At 54.9% G+C, this 18,848-nt stretch carries 12 protein-coding genes and 2 tRNA genes; 11 read left to right on the top strand and 3 right to left on the bottom strand.

Annotated elements, in window-relative coordinates; all coding sequences use genetic code 11:
- Nucleotides 1–392 precede the first annotated feature (392 nt).
- Both HZB23_16395 and HZB23_16390 read left to right on the top strand, forming a co-directional pair.
- Entirely contained in the window at nt 393–2,543 is a 2,151-nt protein-coding gene (locus HZB23_16395) for an acetate--CoA ligase family protein (GenBank protein MBI5846238.1), read from the top strand.
- A gap of 20 nt (nt 2,544–2,563) precedes the next feature.
- Nucleotides 2,564–3,322 (top strand): SDR family oxidoreductase, encoded by a 759-nt coding sequence (locus HZB23_16390; protein ID MBI5846237.1) that lies wholly within the window; start codon nt 2,564–2,566, stop codon nt 3,320–3,322.
- Nucleotides 3,323–3,432: 110 nt separating this feature from the next.
- On the opposite strand, the gene HZB23_16385 is transcribed toward HZB23_16390, so the two are convergent.
- Nucleotides 3,433–4,542 (bottom strand): DUF4349 domain-containing protein, encoded by a 1,110-nt coding sequence (locus tag HZB23_16385; GenBank protein ID MBI5846236.1) that lies wholly within the window; start codon nt 4,540–4,542, stop codon nt 3,433–3,435.
- Nucleotides 4,543–5,019: 477 nt separating this feature from the next.
- Here HZB23_16385 and HZB23_16380 point away from each other — a divergent pair.
- The 8 genes from HZB23_16380 (at nt 5,020) to HZB23_16345 (ending at nt 15,199) form a co-directional block, all read left to right on the top strand.
- A tRNA-His gene (locus tag HZB23_16380) sits at nt 5,020–5,096 on the top strand.
- A gap of 7 nt (nt 5,097–5,103) precedes the next feature.
- Nucleotides 5,104–5,179 (top strand) — tRNA-Thr (locus tag HZB23_16375).
- A 345-nt stretch (nt 5,180–5,524) separates the two neighbouring features.
- Complete coding sequence (locus tag HZB23_16370; protein MBI5846235.1) at nt 5,525–7,924, top strand: type I restriction-modification system subunit M; 2,400 nt, start codon at nt 5,525–5,527, stop codon at nt 7,922–7,924.
- Nucleotides 7,915–9,225, top strand: a complete 1,311-nt coding sequence (locus tag HZB23_16365) for a restriction endonuclease subunit S (protein MBI5846234.1) — start codon at nt 7,915–7,917, stop codon at nt 9,223–9,225. Before HZB23_16370 ends, HZB23_16365 begins: the two co-directional genes overlap by 10 nt.
- Nucleotides 9,222–10,742: a DUF4062 domain-containing protein gene (locus HZB23_16360; GenBank protein MBI5846233.1), complete on the top strand. Its 1,521-nt coding sequence runs from the start codon at nt 9,222–9,224 to the stop codon at nt 10,740–10,742. The genes HZB23_16365 and HZB23_16360 overlap by 4 nt, the downstream gene beginning before the upstream one ends.
- Nucleotides 10,739–13,792 carry an HsdR family type I site-specific deoxyribonuclease gene (locus HZB23_16355; GenBank protein MBI5846232.1) on the top strand — a complete coding sequence of 1,018 codons (3,054 nt, stop codon included), beginning with the start codon at nt 10,739–10,741 and terminating at the stop codon, nt 13,790–13,792. The genes HZB23_16360 and HZB23_16355 overlap by 4 nt, the downstream gene beginning before the upstream one ends.
- Complete coding sequence (locus HZB23_16350) at nt 13,792–14,508, top strand: M48 family metallopeptidase (protein ID MBI5846231.1); 717 nt, start codon at nt 13,792–13,794, stop codon at nt 14,506–14,508. Before HZB23_16355 ends, HZB23_16350 begins: the two co-directional genes overlap by 1 nt.
- A gap of 70 nt (nt 14,509–14,578) precedes the next feature.
- The gene (locus HZB23_16345) at nt 14,579–15,199 is read left to right on the top strand and encodes a peptidase C39 family protein (GenBank protein ID MBI5846230.1); all 621 of its coding nucleotides are present in this window, start codon (nt 14,579–14,581) and stop codon (nt 15,197–15,199) included.
- A 225-nt stretch (nt 15,200–15,424) separates the two neighbouring features.
- Here the strand turns inward: HZB23_16345 and HZB23_16340 are convergent, their stop codons facing one another.
- A complete protein-coding gene (locus HZB23_16340) occupies nt 15,425–15,706 on the bottom strand; it encodes a helix-turn-helix transcriptional regulator (GenBank protein MBI5846229.1) in 282 nt (93 codons plus the stop codon).
- Nucleotides 15,707–16,360: 654 nt separating this feature from the next.
- Nucleotides 16,361–16,639 (bottom strand): hypothetical protein, encoded by a 279-nt coding sequence (locus HZB23_16335; protein ID MBI5846228.1) that lies wholly within the window; start codon nt 16,637–16,639, stop codon nt 16,361–16,363.
- Nucleotides 16,640–16,998: 359 nt separating this feature from the next.
- On the opposite strand from HZB23_16335, the gene HZB23_16330 reads away from it, so the two are divergent.
- A complete protein-coding gene (locus tag HZB23_16330; protein ID MBI5846227.1) occupies nt 16,999–17,490 on the top strand; it encodes a hypothetical protein in 492 nt (163 codons plus the stop codon).
- Nucleotides 17,491–18,848 lie beyond the last annotated feature (1,358 nt).

The raw sequence follows: 18,848 nt of genomic DNA, 5'->3' as shown, positions 1-18,848 counted from the left end.
CCCGCCCCAAATTCCTCCCGATCGGCGTCCACATTTTTCCCCTTTGCGCGCGCGGTTACGCCAGGACAGCCCCCCTGCGGCTAAGGCTCGGAATCCCTTCTATCAATATGAATTCTTCGGCAAGCGTTATAACTTTCCGTACCATATATAATCAGCCGCGCCGGATTCCGATCATGCGCTCGTTTTTCTTACCGCAAAATTTGCTTGTTGGGCCGGTTGAATTGTGGCATGTTGCAGGCCGTAAAGTAAGCGCCGAATCGTGGCGATGAATACCGGAATGGCCCAAACAGGCGTTATTCCTGGACCTGGCCGGATCCGATCCGGGCAGATATGACTGACATCAAGTGCCGACAGGGGTGCAAGTGGACGCGAACGTTTATCTGAAAAAAGTAATGCAGGAAGGCCGCACGGCCCTCACCGAGGCCGAAGCCAAGGACGTGCTCAAACAATTCGGAGTTCCGGTCGTCGAGGAACATACGGCAAAGACTGTGGCCGAAGCGGTGAGCGCTGCGGAAAAGCTCGGTTTCCCGGTGGTTTTGAAGGGCATGGGCGATAAGCTCCTGCACAAGAGCGAGATGGGCCTGGTGCATCTTGATCTGGCCAACGCCTGCGCGGTGGAGGAAGCCGCGAAGGACGTGGCTGAAAAGGCGGGCGCGCTTCTCGAAAGTTTTCTGGTGCAGCCCCAGATAACGGGCCGCCTGGAGTTCGTGGCCGGGCTTTTCCGCGACCCCCAGTTCGGGCCGGTGATCATGTTCGGCATCGGCGGCGTTCTCACCGAGGCCCTGGGCGACGTGGCCTTCAGGCTTGCGCCCCTGGTGCAGGAGGACGTGGACGCGCTTTTGGATGATATCCACGCGAAAAAACTTCTGGGCGATTTCCGGGGCGAGGCGGCGGTTGACCGCGACCAGATTTCCGAGGTTCTTCTGGGCCTTTCGAGGCTTGCCATGGAGTGCCCCAACGTGGCCGAGGTGGACATCAACCCCCTTCTGGCCGGCCCCGACGGCGGCCTGACTGCAGTTGACGCCCTCATCGTTCTCGGCCCGGAGGAGATCAGAAAGGTCACCCATCCGCCCGTTCCGCCCGAGCTTGTGGGGCCCATGTTCTATCCCAAAAGCCTGGTGTTCGTGGGGATGAGCGCGCGCCTCGGCAAGTGGGGCCACATGGTGGCGACCTCCACCATCGCGGGCGGTTTTGCGGGCGACATCTACTTCGTCAATCCAAGGGAAAAGACCATTTTCGGCAGGCCCGTTTACAAGAGCGTCCTGGACCTTCCCGAAGCGGTTGACCTTGCCGTGGTGACGATTCCGGCGGCCCAGGTTCTGCCCCTGATGGATGAGCTTGCCCAAAAGGGCATCAAGCACGTTCTTCTCATCACCTCAGGTTTCGGCGAAATAGGCCCCGAAGGCAAGGAGCTTGAAAAAAAGCTGGTGGAAAAGGCCAGGGAGCACGGAATCCTGATTCTCGGCCCCAACACCATGGGCATAACCAACCCCCACATCAACCTTTTCTGCATGGGAAGCCACATCAGAACACCTGCGGGCTCAACCGCCATGGTGGCCCAGTCCGGCAACATGGGCGCGCAGCTCATGGGTTTCGCGGCCCGCCAGGACATCGGCCTTCGGGCTTTCTGCGGTTCGGGCAACGAGGCCATGATCTCCATAGAGGATTTCATGGAATGCTTCGAGGTGGACAAGCTCACAAGAAGCGTTGTGCTCTACATAGAATCCGTGAAGGACGGCAGGCGCTTTTTTGAGAGCGCGCGCCGGGTCGGGGCAAAAAAGCCCGTGGTGGTCCTAAAGGGCGGTCGCACCAAGGCTGGCGGCAAGGCGGCTGCAAGCCACACCGGGGCCATGGCAGGCGACAACCGGGTTTTCGACGCGGCGTGCAGGCAGGCCGGAATCGTCAGGGTGAACCACCCCATGGACCTTCTGGACCTTTCAGCGGCCTTCACCGCCCTGCCGCTTCCAAGGGGCAACCGGGTGGCCATAATGACCCTGGGCGGCGGCTGGGGCGTGGTCACCGCCGACCTTTGCGACGAGTACGGCCTGGAGGTGGTTCCCCTTTCGCCGGAGGTCTTTGAGAAGGTGAACGCCATTCTTCCGCCCTTCTGGAGCCGTGGAAACCCCATCGACCTTGTCGGTGAAAACGACCCCACCATCCCGGTGCGGGTGGCGGACGTGCTCATGGCCTGGGACGGCTGCGACGCTGTCCTTAATCTCGGCATCCTCGGCCGCAAGATCGCTCTCAACCGCATGGTGGAAAGTGCCCTGGCCAGCGACCCCGGCGCGAACAAGGAGCATCTCTACGCCCTTCATGCGGCGCTCTGCCAGATCGAGGACCGCTACGTGGAGCATCTCACCGATCTCATGGACCGCTACGACAAGCCCATACTTGGCGTGCCCCTGGTGTCGGATGATTCCGACAAGACCATGATTCCGGTTCCGGGCAGGAAGTACAAGAGCGTGTTTTTCAAGACCCCTGAGCGGGCTGTGAAGGCGCTCGCCATGATGAGCCAGTACCAGAAGTTCCACAAGGCCAAATGATCGGGAAAGGGACGGCATCCATGAACGGGCTTTTGAAAGGCAAAACGGCGATAGTGACCGGGGCCAGTTCCGGCATCGGAAGGGCCACTGCCTTGGCTCTGGCCAGATCCGGCGCAGCCGTGGTGATTCATGCCAGGCGGAAGGACCGGTTGGACGCCCTGGCCGCCGAGATTACGGCGCTTGGGGGAAAAGCCCTGGCCGTGGTGGGCAACCCAAGCGATACGGACGACATCGATTCGCTTCTGAACAATTCCCTGGCCTGGGGTGAAGGCGGCAAGAAAATCGACATCGTCATTGTCAACGCCGGACGGGGGCTTGCGGGCGGCTTGCTTGAAAGCGACGAATCCCAGTGGCGCGATCTTTACCGGGTCAACGTGCTGGGCGCGTCCCTTCTTATGAGGCGGGCGGGGCGCTACATGCGGGAGCGCAAAAGCGGCGACATAGTGGTTATCGGAAGCGTGGTGGGGCGAAACATCTCCCCCTTCAGCGGTTTCTATGGCTCAAGCAAGTTCGCCGTGGGGGCCATGGCTGAGGCCCTTCGCCGGGAAATCTGCCAGCACGGAGTGCGCGTAAGCCTTGTCATGCCCGGAATAGTGCTCTCCGAATTTCAGGATGTGGCCGGTTACAACGAGGAGAATTTCGGGAAAACCGTCGCCCAGTTCGGCAGGCTGCTTGAACCGGGCGACATCGCCGAGGGCATTTCCTGGCTTATTGCGTTGCCGCCCCACGTGAACGTGAACGAAATAATGATCCGCCCCACGGGTGAGCCTTATCCCTGACGGTTTCGCAAAAAGCCGCCCGTGCGCTGCCCGATAACAAAGGCGTCGGCGAAATTCGCCGACGCCTTTGTCACTATTTACGCTACCTCATCATTCTTGCCTTAAAGGCCTCATTTGCCAGCCGGATTATCGTCTCCCGGTGTCCCGTCTTCCGTATCATCACCAGTTTGTTCCCTTGTTCCGGTTTGCGGCCTTCTTACCCTCGCTGGTGTGATCATGGGCGTCCTTATCGCAGGACCGGAACCTTGCGCGGGAACCCGGTTTCCGGCTCCGCGTTTTTTGGCCTTTGCCCAAATAATAATAATGATTGCGGCGAACAAGGCCCACGGCAGAAGTGCAAAGAACGTGACGATGAGGAAATGCAGTGAACCGGAAAGAAGCACCATGCCCTCGTTGAAGGCCGATTTGACCGCCTCCCAGATGGGCCTGAAGGGCGATTTCACCTTTTCCGACCCTCCGTCAGGTTCGGGCTCGCTTATGTCCACCGTTACCGAGCTGGTTGCAGTCAGAAGCTCAATGTTGCGCTTTCTGGCCTCCATCTCCTCGATTTCGCCGCGAATCCGCCCAACCTCCCTGGTCACCTCAAGTACGTCCAGAAGTTTTCCGGTTCTTTCGTGCAGAATCTTAAGGACCTCCTCTTCGGTGGCCTTGGCGTTTCTTATGCGCGCTTCCAAATCCACGTACTGGTCAGTCACGTCGTCGCCGCTGGAAGTCTCCCCAAGAATTTTTCCGAGCCTTCTGATCTTGAAAAGAAAGCCGTCGAGGAATCCGGGCGGCACTCGGTAGGTCACAGAGCCCTTCAGGGTTCCGTCGTCCCGGCGGTCCTTGGTGCTCTTTATCACGTAGGCCCCAGCCTGGACGGCGAGCCTGTCAAGGGCCTCGAAGGTGGCCATTGCATCCTTCACCTCCACGGACAGCATGAAGGAAAGAATGATCTTGCGTCCGGTACTTGCCGCCTTGGCCGACGGCAGGCCGCTATCCTGGCCCGTCGCCTGGATTTCCCCTGTGGACGCCGCCTCCGGCTGTGCTTCAGCAGGGGGCTCAGCCAGAACCGGCGCTTCGGCTGGCGGCGGCAAAGGGGCTTCCTCGGCCTTTTCCTGTTTGCAGCCGATGGCCGCAAACATCAGGAAAACAAGGCAAAGAGTCAAAAAAAGACCAAAACCCGCCCAACGGGCGCGGCCCAATCCTGCGGCAAACCGGTGCGTACCGAAATCCAACATTGTTCGCTCCATTTTTTTGGGGGAAGGAACCGACCGGAAACCACGACTGAAAAAGACAGGAGATGTGGATCGCCACAGGCCACGGAAGGCCCGTGCAGGATCATTTCCTACCATATCACGCGAGCCTGTTGCAACAATTTCGTTATGGCCGAAGATTTTCCTGCCAGGAGCGCAGTTTGTTTTCATTTTCCGTATTATGTAAAATGGTGGAGGAGGAAGATCATGGCGATTTTTTCGCCCACGGCTTTCCTTAACAACCGGAAAAGAACCATGCCCTGCAACTACTGCGGGCGTCTCTTTCTCGCCGACAGGAAAGAGGCGTCTTCCCATGTTTTTTCAGGCTGAAAATTTTTGATGGGCGCACAGCCTTTTTTTAAAAGGATGCCTAAATTACTTGCCAAGCCGAAACGGTTGTGATAGGTGATCGCCTTCATGTGGCGGCCCCCTCTTTAAGGTGGGGCGAAGCGGAAAGATATGGTGGGAGTAGCTCAGCTGGTGGTAGCACCGGGTTGTGGCCTCGGAGGTCGCGGGTTCAAGTCCCGTCTCCCACCCCATTTCAGCGCCGACGTAGCTCAGCCGGTAGAGCAGTTGATTCGTAATCATCAGGTCAGCGGTTCGATTCCGCTCGTCGGCTCCAAGGATTTCAAGGGGTTAGGCCATAAACGGCTTAACCCCTTTTTCGTTTGCCTGCATTTTGTCCCCACCCTGTCCCCACTTTAAATTTTCCGGCCTTTAGTTTCCACCTGTCCCCGCCGCTTTCGATTGGATGAAACGCGCTTTAATTCTGCTGGCACTTCATGGCTTGGATCAATCATGCCTGATCAATAGTTTGATTACGGATTCCAAAGGGCTTTGGTAAAAATATTCGGGATATGCTATACGGGCAGGAAACCAAAATTTCGCTTTTTATGCGTAAAATTCAGCCGGTTTGTCAGCTTCGGGGCAAACCTTCTGCAACAGCGCAAACAGCAACAGGAAAACCATGGCACTTAAAAAATCCGAACTCTATTCATCCCTCTGGCAGTCGTGCGACGAGCTTCGCGGCGGCATGGATGCCAGCCAGTACAAGGATTACGTCCTCGTTCTGCTTTTTATAAAATACGTTTCCGACAAATACGCCGGGGTACAGTACGCACCCATAGCGATCCCCAACGGCGCGAGTTTTGCGGATATGGCGGCCCTAAAAGGTACGCCCGACATTGGGGATATGATCAACAAGAAGATCATCGCCCCCCTGGCGGACGCCAACAAGCTCTCCGACATGCCGGATTTCAACGACGCCACCAAGCTCGGCAGCGGCAAGGAGATGGTTGACCGGCTCACCAACCTTATTGGCATTTTCGAGAACAAGGCGCTGGATTTCTCGAAAAACCGCGCGGAAGGCGACGACATACTGGGCGACGCCTACGAATACCTCATGCGGCACTTTGCCACCGAAAGCGGCAAGAGCAAGGGCCAGTTCTACACCCCCGCCGAAGTAAGCCGCGTAATCGCCAAGATAATAGGCATCCGCGACGCCGACACCACCAACGACACCACCGTATATGACCCCACCTGCGGCTCCGGGTCCCTGCTTTTGAAGGTTGGCGACGAGGCAAGCGCGGATGTTACGCTCTACGGGCAGGAAAAAGACGCCGCCACAAGCGGGCTCGCCCGCATGAACATGATTTTGCACGGCTATGAGACGGCTTGGATCGAGCAGGGCAACACTCTTTCCAACCCCAAGTATACAGACAAAGGCGCACTTAAAACCTTCGATTACGTGGTGGCCAATCCGCCCTTTTCCGACAAGCGCTGGAGCACGGGGCTCGATCCCGCAAACGATCCGTTCGACCGCTTCAAATTCTTCGGCACCCCGCCCGGCAAACAGGGCGATTACGCCTATCTTCTGCACATCGTGCGCTCGCTTAAAGCCAACGGCAAGGGCGCGTGCATCCTTCCCCACGGCGTCCTTTTCAGGGGCAACGCAGAGGCAGACATCCGCCGCGCCCTGGTCCGCCGGGGATACATAAAAGGCGTGATCGGGCTTCCCGCCAACCTCTTTTACGGAACCGGCATACCGGCCTGCATAATAGTGATTGATAAGGAAAACGCCCACGCCCGCAAGGGCATATTCATGATTGACGCAAGCGGCGGATTCATGAAGGACGGCCCCAAGAACCGCCTGCGCGACCGCGACATCCATAAAATTGTGGACGTTTTCAACAATCGCCTGGAAATCCCCAAATACTCCCGCACGGTGAGCCTGGACGAGATAGAGAAAAACGAGTTCAACCTTAACCTGCCGCGCTACATAGACAGCACCGAGCAAGAAGACATCCAAGACATTGAAGGCCACTTGAAGGGCGGCATACCGTTGCGCGACGTTGAAGCCCTTGGGCGCTACTGGGCGATCTGCCCTAACCTCAAAGCCGCCCTTTTTTCCGAAAACCGGCCCGGCTACCTTAACCTTGCCGTAAAAAAGGCCGCCATAAAGCCCGCCATTTACGAGCACCCGGAGTTTGCCGATTTCATTTTGCGCATGAACTCCCATTTTGAAGAATGGCGCGCCAAATCCGCCGCCGCGCTTAAAGACCTAAAAATGGGGTTTCATCCCAAGGAGTTGATAACGACCCTTTCCGAGGACCTTCTGGCCCACTACGCGGATAAACCCCTGATGGACAAATACGACGTTTACCAGCACCTGATGGACTACTGGGCAGGGATAATGCAGGATGATTGCTACATTATAGCCGACGACGGCTGGAAGGCCGAGACATACCGCGTTATCGAGCGCGACAAGAAGGGCAGGGAAAAGGACAAGGGCTGGGCCTGCGACCTTGTGCCCAAGGAACTGATAGTGGCCCGGTACTTTAAAAAGGAGCAGGAAGCGCTGGAAAAAATTGCGGCGGAGCTTGAAGGCGTAAGCGCCCGGATTGCCGAGATTGAGGAGGAGCACGGCGGCGAGGACGGCTTTTTTTCGGCAATGGACAAGGTGAACAAGGCTGGTGTCTCCGCAAGGCTCAAGGAGATTAGGGGCGACAGGGACTCAAAAGATGAAGCCGACGCCCTGAACGACTGGCTAAAACTGTCCAATGAAGAAGCAGACCTGAAAAAGAGCTTAAAAGCTGCCGAAGCCGCGCTTGACGCCAAGGCATACGCCAAATACCCAAGACTTACCCAGGACGAAATTAAAACGCTGGTTGTGGACGACAAGTGGCTTTCAGCGCTTGATGCCGCCATTCACGGAGAGATGGACCGCATAAGCCAGGCCCTTACCCGGCGCGTGAAGGAACTGGCCGAACGCTACGAAACCCCCATGCCCCAAATGGTGTGCCTCGTCGCCGACCTGGAAGAAAAAGTTAACCGCCACCTGGAAAGGATGGGGTTCTCATGGACGTGAAGCCCGGCTACAAACAGACCGAGGTTGGGGTGATACCGGAGGATTGGAAGGTTAAGCAGATCAAAGATATGAAGCCTTATGTCACAAGCGGTTCACGCGGGTGGGCTTCCTATTATTCGGATCAAGGCTCACCGTTCATCCGAATCACGAACCTAAACAGAGCCAGCATTTATATGGACCTTGAAGACCTGCGTTTTGTGAACCTTCCCGCTAATAATAGTGAGGCCATGCGAACGCAGCTCCAAGATGGCGATATTTTGATTTCAATTACCGCCGATATTGGCATAGTCGGCAACGTCTCATCAAAATTGCCAAAACCAGCCTATATCAATCAGCACATTGCATTGGTGCGATTCGACCCAGCACAAACCAGTTCGCGATTCGTCAGTTATTTTCTGGCATCGGAAAAACCGCAGAGACTATTTCGGGCATTGACCGACTCAGGCGCAAAAGCCGGAATGAACTTGACGACTGTTCAACAGATTCGAGTCAACCTCCCCCCCACCAAAGCCGAACAGGAGGCCATTGCCGGAGCTTTGAGCGATGCGGACGCCCTCATCGAATCCCTGGAACAGCTCATCGTAAAAAAACGCCAAATCAAACAAGGAGCCATGCAGGAGTTGCTTACCGGCAAGAAGCGCCTGCCGGGGTTTGAAGTCAAGAGCGGCTACAAGCAGACCGAAGCGGGATTGATCCCTGAAGATTGGGAACTGGATTCGTTGGAGCATTTATCAGCTTTCATTACAAAGGGTTCCACGCCGACAACCTATGGTTTCAAATGGGAAACGCATGGCGTGCTTTTCTTGAGAAGTGAGTGCGTGTCCGATAACGGATTGGATTTAAATCAGTCCATGTATATCTCCCCCGAAGCACACAGTGTACTTCGTCGAAGTCAGGTCTGCGATGGAGATATTCTTATTACGATTACAGGCAACGTAGGCCGAGTTGTTTTCCTTTACGGGATAGGAACGGCGAATCTTAACCAGCATATCGCCAGAGTTCGCATGAATGCGACCCATGTTAATGCTCACTATGTTTATCATTTTTTATCACAGCGTTCGGTCAGAAGGCGGTTTGCTTCGATCACGACCGGACAAGCATATCCCCAGATTAGTCTAAAGCAGGTACGGGACGCTAAAGTCCCCCGCCCACCCACCAAAACCGAACAAACCGCCATCGCCTCCATCCTTTCGGACATGGATGCGGAAATATCCACCCTTGAGGAAAAACTGGCCAAGGCCCGCCAAATCAAACAGGGCATGATGCAGGAACTGCTTACCGGAAGGATTCGGTTGGTATGAAACCCATACGCATTTTCCTAAGCAGCGTGCAAAAGGAACTGGCGGCGGAACGCGCCGACCTGCGCGCCTATCTGCATTCTGACCCGCTGTTGCGGCGTTTTTTCGAGATGTTCCTGTTTGAGGACCTGCCCGCCGCAGACAGGCGGACCGATGCCGTATATCTGGATGAGGTGGCCGCCTGCGAGCTTTACGTGGGCATTTTCGGAAACGAATACGGCGCGGAGGACGCGGCTGGGGTATCCCCAACCGAACGCGAATTCAACCGCGCCACGGAGCTTGGCAAGCCGCGCCTTATCTATGTGAAGGGTACAGGCGACAAGTCAAGGCACCCCAAGATGCTGGCGCTGATCCGTCGGGCCGGTTCTGAGCTTATCCGCCGCCGCTTCATTGATTCGGCAAGCCTCCTTCCCGCCGTGTACGCCTCTTTGGTGGCCTACCTGGACGAGCACAAATTGATTCTGAACGGCCCGTTTGACGCGGCTCCCTGCCGTGGGGCGACGATACGGGATATAGGCAGCGCAGGCATGAAAATGTTCATCCGCGACGCCCGCGCGTCTCGCGGCTTTCCGCTAAGGGAATCGGCTTCCGGCAAGGAGCTTTTGACCCACTTGAACCTGTTGGATGACGGCCAGCCCACAAACGCCGCCGTGCTGCTCTTCGGAAAGGAGCCTCAACGCTTCCTGCCCGCTTCGGAGATCAAGTGCGCACATTTCCACGGAACGGAGGTGGCCAAGCCCATTCCGTCGTATCAGGTTTACAAGGGTACGGCTTTCTCGCTGGTGGATCAGGCGGTTGATTTCGTCATGTCAAAGCTGGCCTTAAGGGTCGGCACACGGGCGAAAAGCGCCCAGGCTCCGGTGACCTACGAAATCCCGCGCGAGGTGGTGGCCGAGGGAATCGTCAACGCCGTGGCCCACCGCGACTACACCAGCAACGGCAGCGTCCAGGTCATGCTTTTTGCCGACCGGCTGGAGGTCTGGAATCCCGGTCGCCTGCCGTCCTCGTTAACCCTGCAACGACTGCGCGAGCCGCACGGCTCCGTGCCGCACAATCCCCTCCTGGCCGAACCGCTCTATTTGACAAAATACATCGAGCGCATGGGAACCGGCACCGGCGACATGATCCGCCGCTGCAGGGATGCCGGGCTTCCCGAACCTGAATTTCGGATGACGGACGGTTTCGCTCTTACCATTCCGCGACTTTCCGCCACCGAACCGGACGGTTCGTGGGAAACTCTGGAAAGTTCGGGAGAAACGGCCAAAAGTTCGGGAGAAACGGCTAAAAGTTCGGGAGAAACCCCGGAAAGTTCGGGAGAAACCCCGGAAAGTTCGGGAGAAACCGGGGAGAAAATCGTTGAATTGATGCGCGAAAACCCGGAGATCACAATTCCCGAAATCGCCGGACTAATGGGCAAAACAACCAGGGCGATAGAAAAACAGGTTCAAAGGCTTAAATCTGATGGTGCGATAGCCCGAATCGGCCCCACCAAAGGCGGGCATTGGGAGGTGAGCAAATGAGCGACATCGGCAAATCCGAACGCGCCACCCAAAACCGTGTTATCGCCCTGTTGGTTGATGAGCTATGGTATCGCTGGCTGGGCGATTTTTCCGACCGGCGGGGGAATAGCAACATCGAGGAAGAACTTTTTTCGGCCTGGCTTGCGGGGCGCGGTTACTCTTCGCAGCAAATCAGCGTGGCCCTCCACAGGCTGCGCACAGAGGCGAACAACCACAGCCGAAGCCTCTACGAAAACAATTCCGCCGTTTACGGCCTTTTGCGCTACGGCGTGCCGGTAAAAACCGAGGCGGGCAAGGCAACGGAGACCGTTCACCTTGTAAACTGGCAAAACCCGGAAGAAAACGACTTCGCCATTGCCGAGGAAGTGACTCTAAAGGGCAACCGCGAGCGGCGGCCCGACATCGTGCTTTACGTCAACGGAATCGCCGTGGGGGTTCTGGAGCTTAAAAACAGCAGGGTTTCCATTGGCGATGGAATCCGCCAGAACATTTCAAACCAGCGGCCCGAATTCAACCAATGGTTTTTCAGCACCGTCCAGTTCATTTTTGCCGGTAACGACTCCGAGGGCCTGCAATACGGAACCATAGGAACGCCGGAGAAGTATTTTCTAAAGTGGAAAGAAGATGAAGACGACAACAGCCGTTTCAAACTGGACAAGTACCTTTTAAAAATATGCAATAAAGCCCGGCTGTTGGAGCTGATTCACGATTTCGTGCTCTTTGACGGCGGTATCAAGAAACTGCCAAGGGTCCACCAGTATTTCGGCATCAAGGCCGCGCAGGATCACGTGCGTCAACACAGGGGCGGCATAATCTGGCACACCCAGGGCAGCGGCAAAAGCATCGTGATGGTGCTGCTCGCCAAGTGGATTCTGGAAAACAACCCCAAGGCCCGCGTGGCCATCATCACAGACCGGGATGAATTGGACAAGCAGATCGAGCGGGTGTTCACAGAAACGGGCGAGGCCATCAAGCGCACCACAAGCGGCCGCGACCTCATGAACCAGCTTGGCCTTGCAAGTCCGCGCCTCCTGTGCTCGCTTATACACAAGTTCGGCGCAAAGGACGTGGATAACTTTGACGAGTTCATAAAGGAGTTGGAGGCGCAACCAAGCCGCACGGTGGGGGAGGTTTTCGTATTTGTTGACGAGTGCCACCGCACCCAGAGCGGCAAGCTGCGCCGGGTTATGAAGGCCATGATGCCGAACGCCGTCTTCATCGGCTTTACCGGCACCCCTCTTTTGAAAAAGGACAGGCAGACGAGCCTTGAAGTCTTCGGCGGCTACATCCACACCTACAAGTTCAGCGAGGCTGTGGAGGACGAGGTCGTGCTTGATCTCGTTTATGAAGCCCGGGACATTGACCAGCGCCTGGGCTCCGTTGATAAAATTGACGCATGGTTCGAGGCCAAGACAAAGGGCCTCAACGACTGGCAGAAGGATGAGCTTAAAAAGCAATGGGGCACCATGCAGAAAGTGCTCAGTTCCAAAAGCCGCATGGACCGGGTGGTGTGTGACATAATATTCGATTTCAGCGTAAAGCCCCGCCTTTCCGGCGAACGCGGCAATGCCATGCTGGTGGCTTCCAGCATCTACGAGGCGTGCAAGTATTTCACCCTGTTTGAGAAGTCGCGGTTCAGAGGCAAGTGCGCGGTGGTGACATCCTATAATCCGCAGCCCGGGGATATCACACGGGAGGACACCGGAGCCAACACCGAGACGGACAGGGAGTTCATTTACAACACCTACGCCGAGATTTTGAAGAACGTCGAAGCCAAGCCGAACATGACCAGGACCGAAACCTACGAGGAGCGGGCCAAAGCAATGTTCATAAAAGAACCCATGAACATGAAGCTTTTGGTGGTTGTGGACAAGCTTCTCACGGGCTTCGACGCCCCGCCCTGCACCTATCTTTACATAGACAAATCCATGCAGGACCACGGACTTTTCCAGGCCATCTGCCGGGTCAACCGGCTTGACGGCGAGGACAAGGACTTCGGCTACATAGTGGATTACAAGGATTTGTTCCGCAAGGTGGAAAACGCCATTTCGGTTTACACGTCAGAGCTTGACCACAGCGCCGGGGGAGCCGACCCGGATGTGCTCCTCAAGGATCGCCTGAAAAAAGGCAAAGAGCGGCTCGATACCGCGCTTGAATCCCTGGCCCTTCTGTGTGAGCCGGTGGAGCCGCCAAAGAACGAGATGGAGCACATCCGCCATTTTTGCGGCAACACGGAAAATCCCACGGACTTGACGGATCGGGAGCCCCAACGCGCCGCTCTCTATAAGGCAACAGTTGCCCTTGTTCGGGTCTACGCCAACATATCGGACGAATTGTCCCAGGCCGGATACACCGAAACCGATATTTCCCGCATCAAAAAGCAGACGGCGCATTACCTTGCCGTGCGCGACGTCATCCGCAAGGCAAGCGGGGAAAGCCTCGATCTGAAAGCCTACGAGGCGGACATGCGGCACCTTATTGACACCTACATCGAAGCCGACGAGCCGAGGAAAATTTCGCCCTTTGACGATTTGTCCCTGCTGGAGTTGATCGTAAAAACCGGCATCGCAAGAGCCATTGCATCTCAGTTGGGCGGCTTGAAGGGCAACAGGGACGCCGTTGCGGAGACCATCGAAAACAACGTCCGAAGAAAGATCATAAAGGAGCATCTGAACGACCCGGCTTTTTTCGAGAAGATGTCGGCGCTTTTGGATGAGATCATAGCGGCCCGAAAGGCCAAGGCAATCGAGTACGAGGAGTATCTGAAACAGATTGCAGAATTGGCAAAGCTCGTTGAAGCAGGTGCTGGCGATGACATGCCAGAAAACCTCGACACGCCGGGAAAGCGGGCACTGTTCAACAATCTTGGCCGCAATGAGGAACTGGCCTTAAGGATTGACGAAACGGTTATAAAAATTCGCCCGGACGGCTGGCGCGACATTGCGACGCGTGAGAACAAAATAAAGCAGGCCTTGTTGCCCATTTTGGGAAATGACTCCCGCGAGGTTGAGCGCGTTTTCCTCATCATCAAGGCGCAGAAAGAATACTGATGTCAACAAGGCTTGATCTGGGCGGCATCGCTGTTGACGTGGTGCTCAAAAACATCAAAAATATTCATTTAAGCGTTTATCCGCCCACCGGAAGCGTGCGGATTTCCGCCCCGTTGCGCATGAATATAGAAACCATACGCGTCTTCGCCATTTCAAAATTAGGCTGGATCAAAAGACAGCAGGAGAAATTCCGTAATCAGGAGCGCGAAACCCCGCGCGAATATTTGCAGCGCGAAAGCCACTATGTTTGGGGCAGGCGTTATCTTTTGACGGTTGCCGAGGGCCATCAGGCCCCGTCAGTCGATTTGAAGCACAGCCAGATTTTACTGCATGTGCGCCCCGGAACGGATGATCTGAAAAAAGAGGCCATAATCGAGGAATGGTATCGCCAGCAGATCAAAATGGCCGCACCGCCTATTATCGCCAAGTGGGAGCCGGTTATGGGGGTTAAGGTCGCGCACTTTTTTGTGCAACGGATGAAAACCAGATGGGGAAGCTGCAACCCGAAAACCCGGAGCATCCGTTTAAACACCGAGCTTGCCAAAAAGCCCGCCGAGTGCTTTGAATATATCGTGGTGCATGAAATGGCGCATCTGCTTGCCCCAACCCACAACGCCCGCTTTGTCCATATTATGGATCAATTCATGCCAAAATGGAAATTTTACAAGGATCAGTTGAACCGCCTGCCGGTCAGCCATGATGATTGGGAGTATTGATTCCATGACATCGAAAACGGGTTTTTCGGCAACTCGAAATAGCCATTTTCAAAGCAACCTGGATTGATAAATGCAAATGAATCCGCCCCAGCTTTATACTTGGAAACAAACAAGGATTTATTCCTGCGGCCCGGCATGCCTGATGACGGCCCTTCATGAGTTCGGCAAAGCAGAGTTGTCGGAAAAAACTGAGATGGAGATTTGGAGGCAGGTCTGCAATATGATTTTCATGGGGTCCACCCCTGCCTACCTTGCCCGGTGTGCCAAAAGTCGCGGCCTTTCAACTAAGTTGTGGGTGAAATCGAGGCGAGGACCGTCAAAAAGTTACGGGAATACCCTCTTTCATCGCCTGCTGCACAGCCACCTTCTCCGCGTTTATCGAAAAACTGCCACGGCATACCGCAAACAGGGCAATGAGGTTTCTGATTACCGTGAAGAATCCAAGATTCTTGGGGAGTTACAGTCCAACCCGGAATCCAAGGCCATATACCTTATCGCCGACGATGATGATGTCTTTCATTTTATCCTGGTAAGGCCCTTCGGCGGCACGCTTGTAGTTATGGACCCGGCTGGGAGCACCAACACGCCTTTTATGGAAGATGAATTTCAGGACGCCTATGAACCGAACATGCTGGGTTATTGCGTTCTTCTTTGTGCGGCGACAAATCTTCAGATAGCCGCCATTTTATGAAGGCTTAATTCATCGGCAAGGGGTTATCCCTTGCCGATGATTTCATCCATCCAAACCTATAGCCACCTCCGGGATAGGGCTACGGAGTCGCCTGTTTAAGCACGAAGCGTCATCCAAGCGCTTAGGATCAAATGAGGCTCGAAATGCCTGTGGCGTCAATTTCCCCGGAGCCCTCCAGGTCGCCCGAATGCTCATATCCATAAGCCTTGATACCCACAGGTAACCTCAAAAGGGAATGTCATCATCACCTATCACTGAGCGATAGTACTCTTCCCTGGCAGCCTCCCGTGCAAGGCGGGCTTTCTCCTCCGCTTCCTCAATGGCGCTACGAATATCGTAAGGCGTTCCTTCCATCCAAATGTAGATTTCGGTCCCTGTCGCCCCTGCGAGATAGGAAGCGATCTTGTAACGGGGCCGCTTTCTTCCGCAAAGAATGTTCGAAACATGGCTGTGTGAAATTCCCGCCTGCCTTGCGAGCTCGTTGACGAATCCTCTTTTCATCTCCATGAAAAGCGCCTTTTTCCTTTCGATTTTGCCTTATTCGGTTGACGAAAATGATGGTCTCCAATGGAAACAATGTTTCCGGCGGAAACCGTTTTTAGGGCAAAAAATGCGTCGAATTCGGTAGCTGCAAGAAACATTGTTTCCGCCAGGAACCGAATTTGAGTGCTTTTGGTTCAGAAAATCGGTTTCTTCGGGAAACATTGTTTCCATGAGGAACAAAACTTACGAAAAACCGCGCTATTTCGGTTTCCTGAAGAAACATTTTAAGGCTTTCTCAGCTTGTTTGGTTTCCATAGGAAACATTAGAAGTTGATTCCAAAAGCGGCTTTGTTTCCGGCAGGAACATTTCAGAGGCGCACACTCATTTCCGACGCCAGAGATATCGAATCCAGGCGGAAATCCGGCTCAAAGGGTGCCGCACCTCCGGCGGGAGAAATTCCCGTCGAAGGTGCGGCGCGCCTTAGGTCAAGTCTCTTGATGCCTATTCCGGCTGCGTGTCCTGCTCTTTGGAGGGCCGCCGCCCCATTCTGTAGGGCCAGATGGCGCAACCTATCAAATGGCAACGCCGTACCCTGGAAATCTCTTTTCCGCCAACGCATTCAATGCACTTTTGCCTGATTGCCTTTATGGGTGTGAGGACTTGTTCTTCTTTGTTTTTCATTTCGTCACCCCCTTTACTGTCGGGAAATCTACGCGCATGCGTTTTGCCAGCCACTCCACCAGGGCGGCCTTGGGGTATCCCACGCGGCTTTTGCCCATCACGATGCGCTCGGAAGGCCCCTGCCCAAGGCTGTCCATGTTGGCCATGCTGCGGCGCGAAATGCCGGTGAGCGTCTTGAAAAGCGGGTCCGTCCGCCAAAGAACGGGCGGGATTGAGTCCAAAATCTCATTTGGAAGCGAAGGGGCCAAAATACTGCTGTTTGCGTGCTGCGCCATTATCGGTTCTTTCCATATCCGGTCAAAAAAAGGTTATGCGTGCAGGTGATTTTTCATGGCAAACGACATTTCTGCGGGCGCAGTCCGGCTCACACGGTCGTGTGAAGGCCAGGTGGACCTCGCCGCGATGCGGAAAAATTCGGTTGACGTGAAATAGGGCGCGGGTTTCCCATGCGTTCCGCCGAAGTATCCGGCAGGGCGCTGGAAGAGTCTGAAAAATCAAGGGAGCGAGAGAAAAAATGAGGAAAAACTTTTGATGGAAAATCTGAAAAGCCAAGCATAATAGGCCCTCCGCGATGAAATCGGGAGGGCCAAAAAAAACACCCCTCCCACGATTTTTAGCCTAGGGGGGCGCAAGAATGCCTATAACCAAAACACAATTTCGCGGACTTGTCAATGGGTTTCAGAAAATATTTATTTTTTTCATCACTCTTCAGGCAGTCAAAGAATCGGCGAAAGGTTATCAAGGCATGGTCGGCGAATTGAAAGGCGAATTGAAAGACAGGCATCTTCAAAAAATCTTGGAACGCACTTTTCCTCAGATAGCCCAATTTTTTTGCGGCATTAATTTTCCGGCAAGGCAAATCCATTGCCAAACTTTTTCCGCTCCAAAAACCAGGGGCTACCTATGGAAAAATTCGATGGAACGTCCTGTTTGGAGGTCGTCCGGGTGGGCAAATTTGACATATCCGGGGCCGCCACCGAAAATTGCCGTCCTGAAAGGTCCTCCTCACATTCCAAATTGCACTCTTTCCCAAAACGAACAGGCATCCTTCCGGAAAGCTTCAAAAAAATATTCAAGTATTTCAGAATGTTTTCCGCCCGCTCTCCCCCCTTCCCATATTGTTTAGCCCGGAAAGGCACGCATCGAGCCGCCGATCTTGCCGTTTTCAGTCTTAAAACGTGCGTTAAAAAATTCTGAAACCTTCGCCCCAGCATGTTTTCCAGACACCTGGAGCCGCGCGTCCATCGGGGCGTCCATCAGGCGTCCATCGGAGAAGCCCGGCCGTCGTGGCTTGTCCCACGAATCCCAACGGAATGTCCGTATTCTTTTTTATATCTATTAAACATATTATTTTTTTATGGCTTCACTTTCAGCTTTTTGCCTTTCCGCCAGAGCCAGATCCAAAAAATCCTTACGCGATAGATAGGGAAATAGATGGGATCGTTGGACGCGACTAGTGTTTACTGTATTTCCGTTGGACGCACTATGGACGCTCGCTGGCCACCTGATGGTCATCTTTGGACGCAACCAGGCTTGATTGCCACGCCAAGCAATGACGAAACCAGGATTATCATTCAGCCCATTTCCGGGAAATTATCGTGAAAAAATGGGGGGGTGGGGATTGAGACAAACGATTACTCCGCCGATTGCGGAGAATGTTCCGTGACCCTGCCCATGCCCTGGTGTGGGGATTGAGACCCTTACTTCTCTCCCGCGAGCCATTCCTTGACGGCGGGCTGTGACCCTGCCCCTGCCTTGGGGTGGGGATTTTGGCGGTCTGCCGGTCTCCCGATCATCGCTCTCCCTGATTGTCCCTTTGTGCGCCTCTTTGTCCAAAGAGCCAGAAAACTTTCAAAAATCCCGCGCACCCAAATGATGCAGGGGGGGAGTCCCACCGTCCCCGGTTTTCGATTTCCGGTTTCGGCGCGCCTTATCAACGAGGATTTAGGCGGACTGCATCTGGGGCGCACGGGCAGTATCCCACCTTTTAGAAAGCGGGATTTTCTGTCTCTCTTCCGGTCAGCGCCATCCGGGACATTATCGGGTATCGTGGAAAGGGCCGCGCGGGGAAGAACCGAAATGCAATCAGGCGAACCGCGAAAATGGGGTAGGAAATTGGGGAGGAGTACAGGCCGGAGCCAAGGAAGAACCAGAGGAAAATGGCTGTCGTTCGGCAACAAGTCGGCGCGGGACAGGTGTCGGATTGTCCGGTCCGTTGCGTCGCCGGGTGGGTAAATGAAAATGTGGAATTATTTTGGATGGTTTGGCGTGTGGGGAAATTATATTCGATGTAACCAAAAAAAAGTGTTGACCGTCGTCCGAAGGGTGAGTTATTGACCTGCCACTACAAGGAAAGTCATACCTATTGGTGGCAGGAAAGTCATACCAGCCGGGGTCAGGCTGGTCATACCATTTCGTTGTCGTGGATGTGACACCGGCCGTAGGCGGGAAGGTTGCGCCTCTTACGGCCCGGGAAAGGCGGCC

This window comes from Deltaproteobacteria bacterium (assembly GCA_016235345.1).
Classification (GTDB): domain Bacteria; phylum Desulfobacterota; class Desulfobacteria; order Desulfobacterales; family Desulfatibacillaceae; genus JACRLG01.
This window is presented reverse-complemented; position numbering and strand designations above follow the sequence as displayed.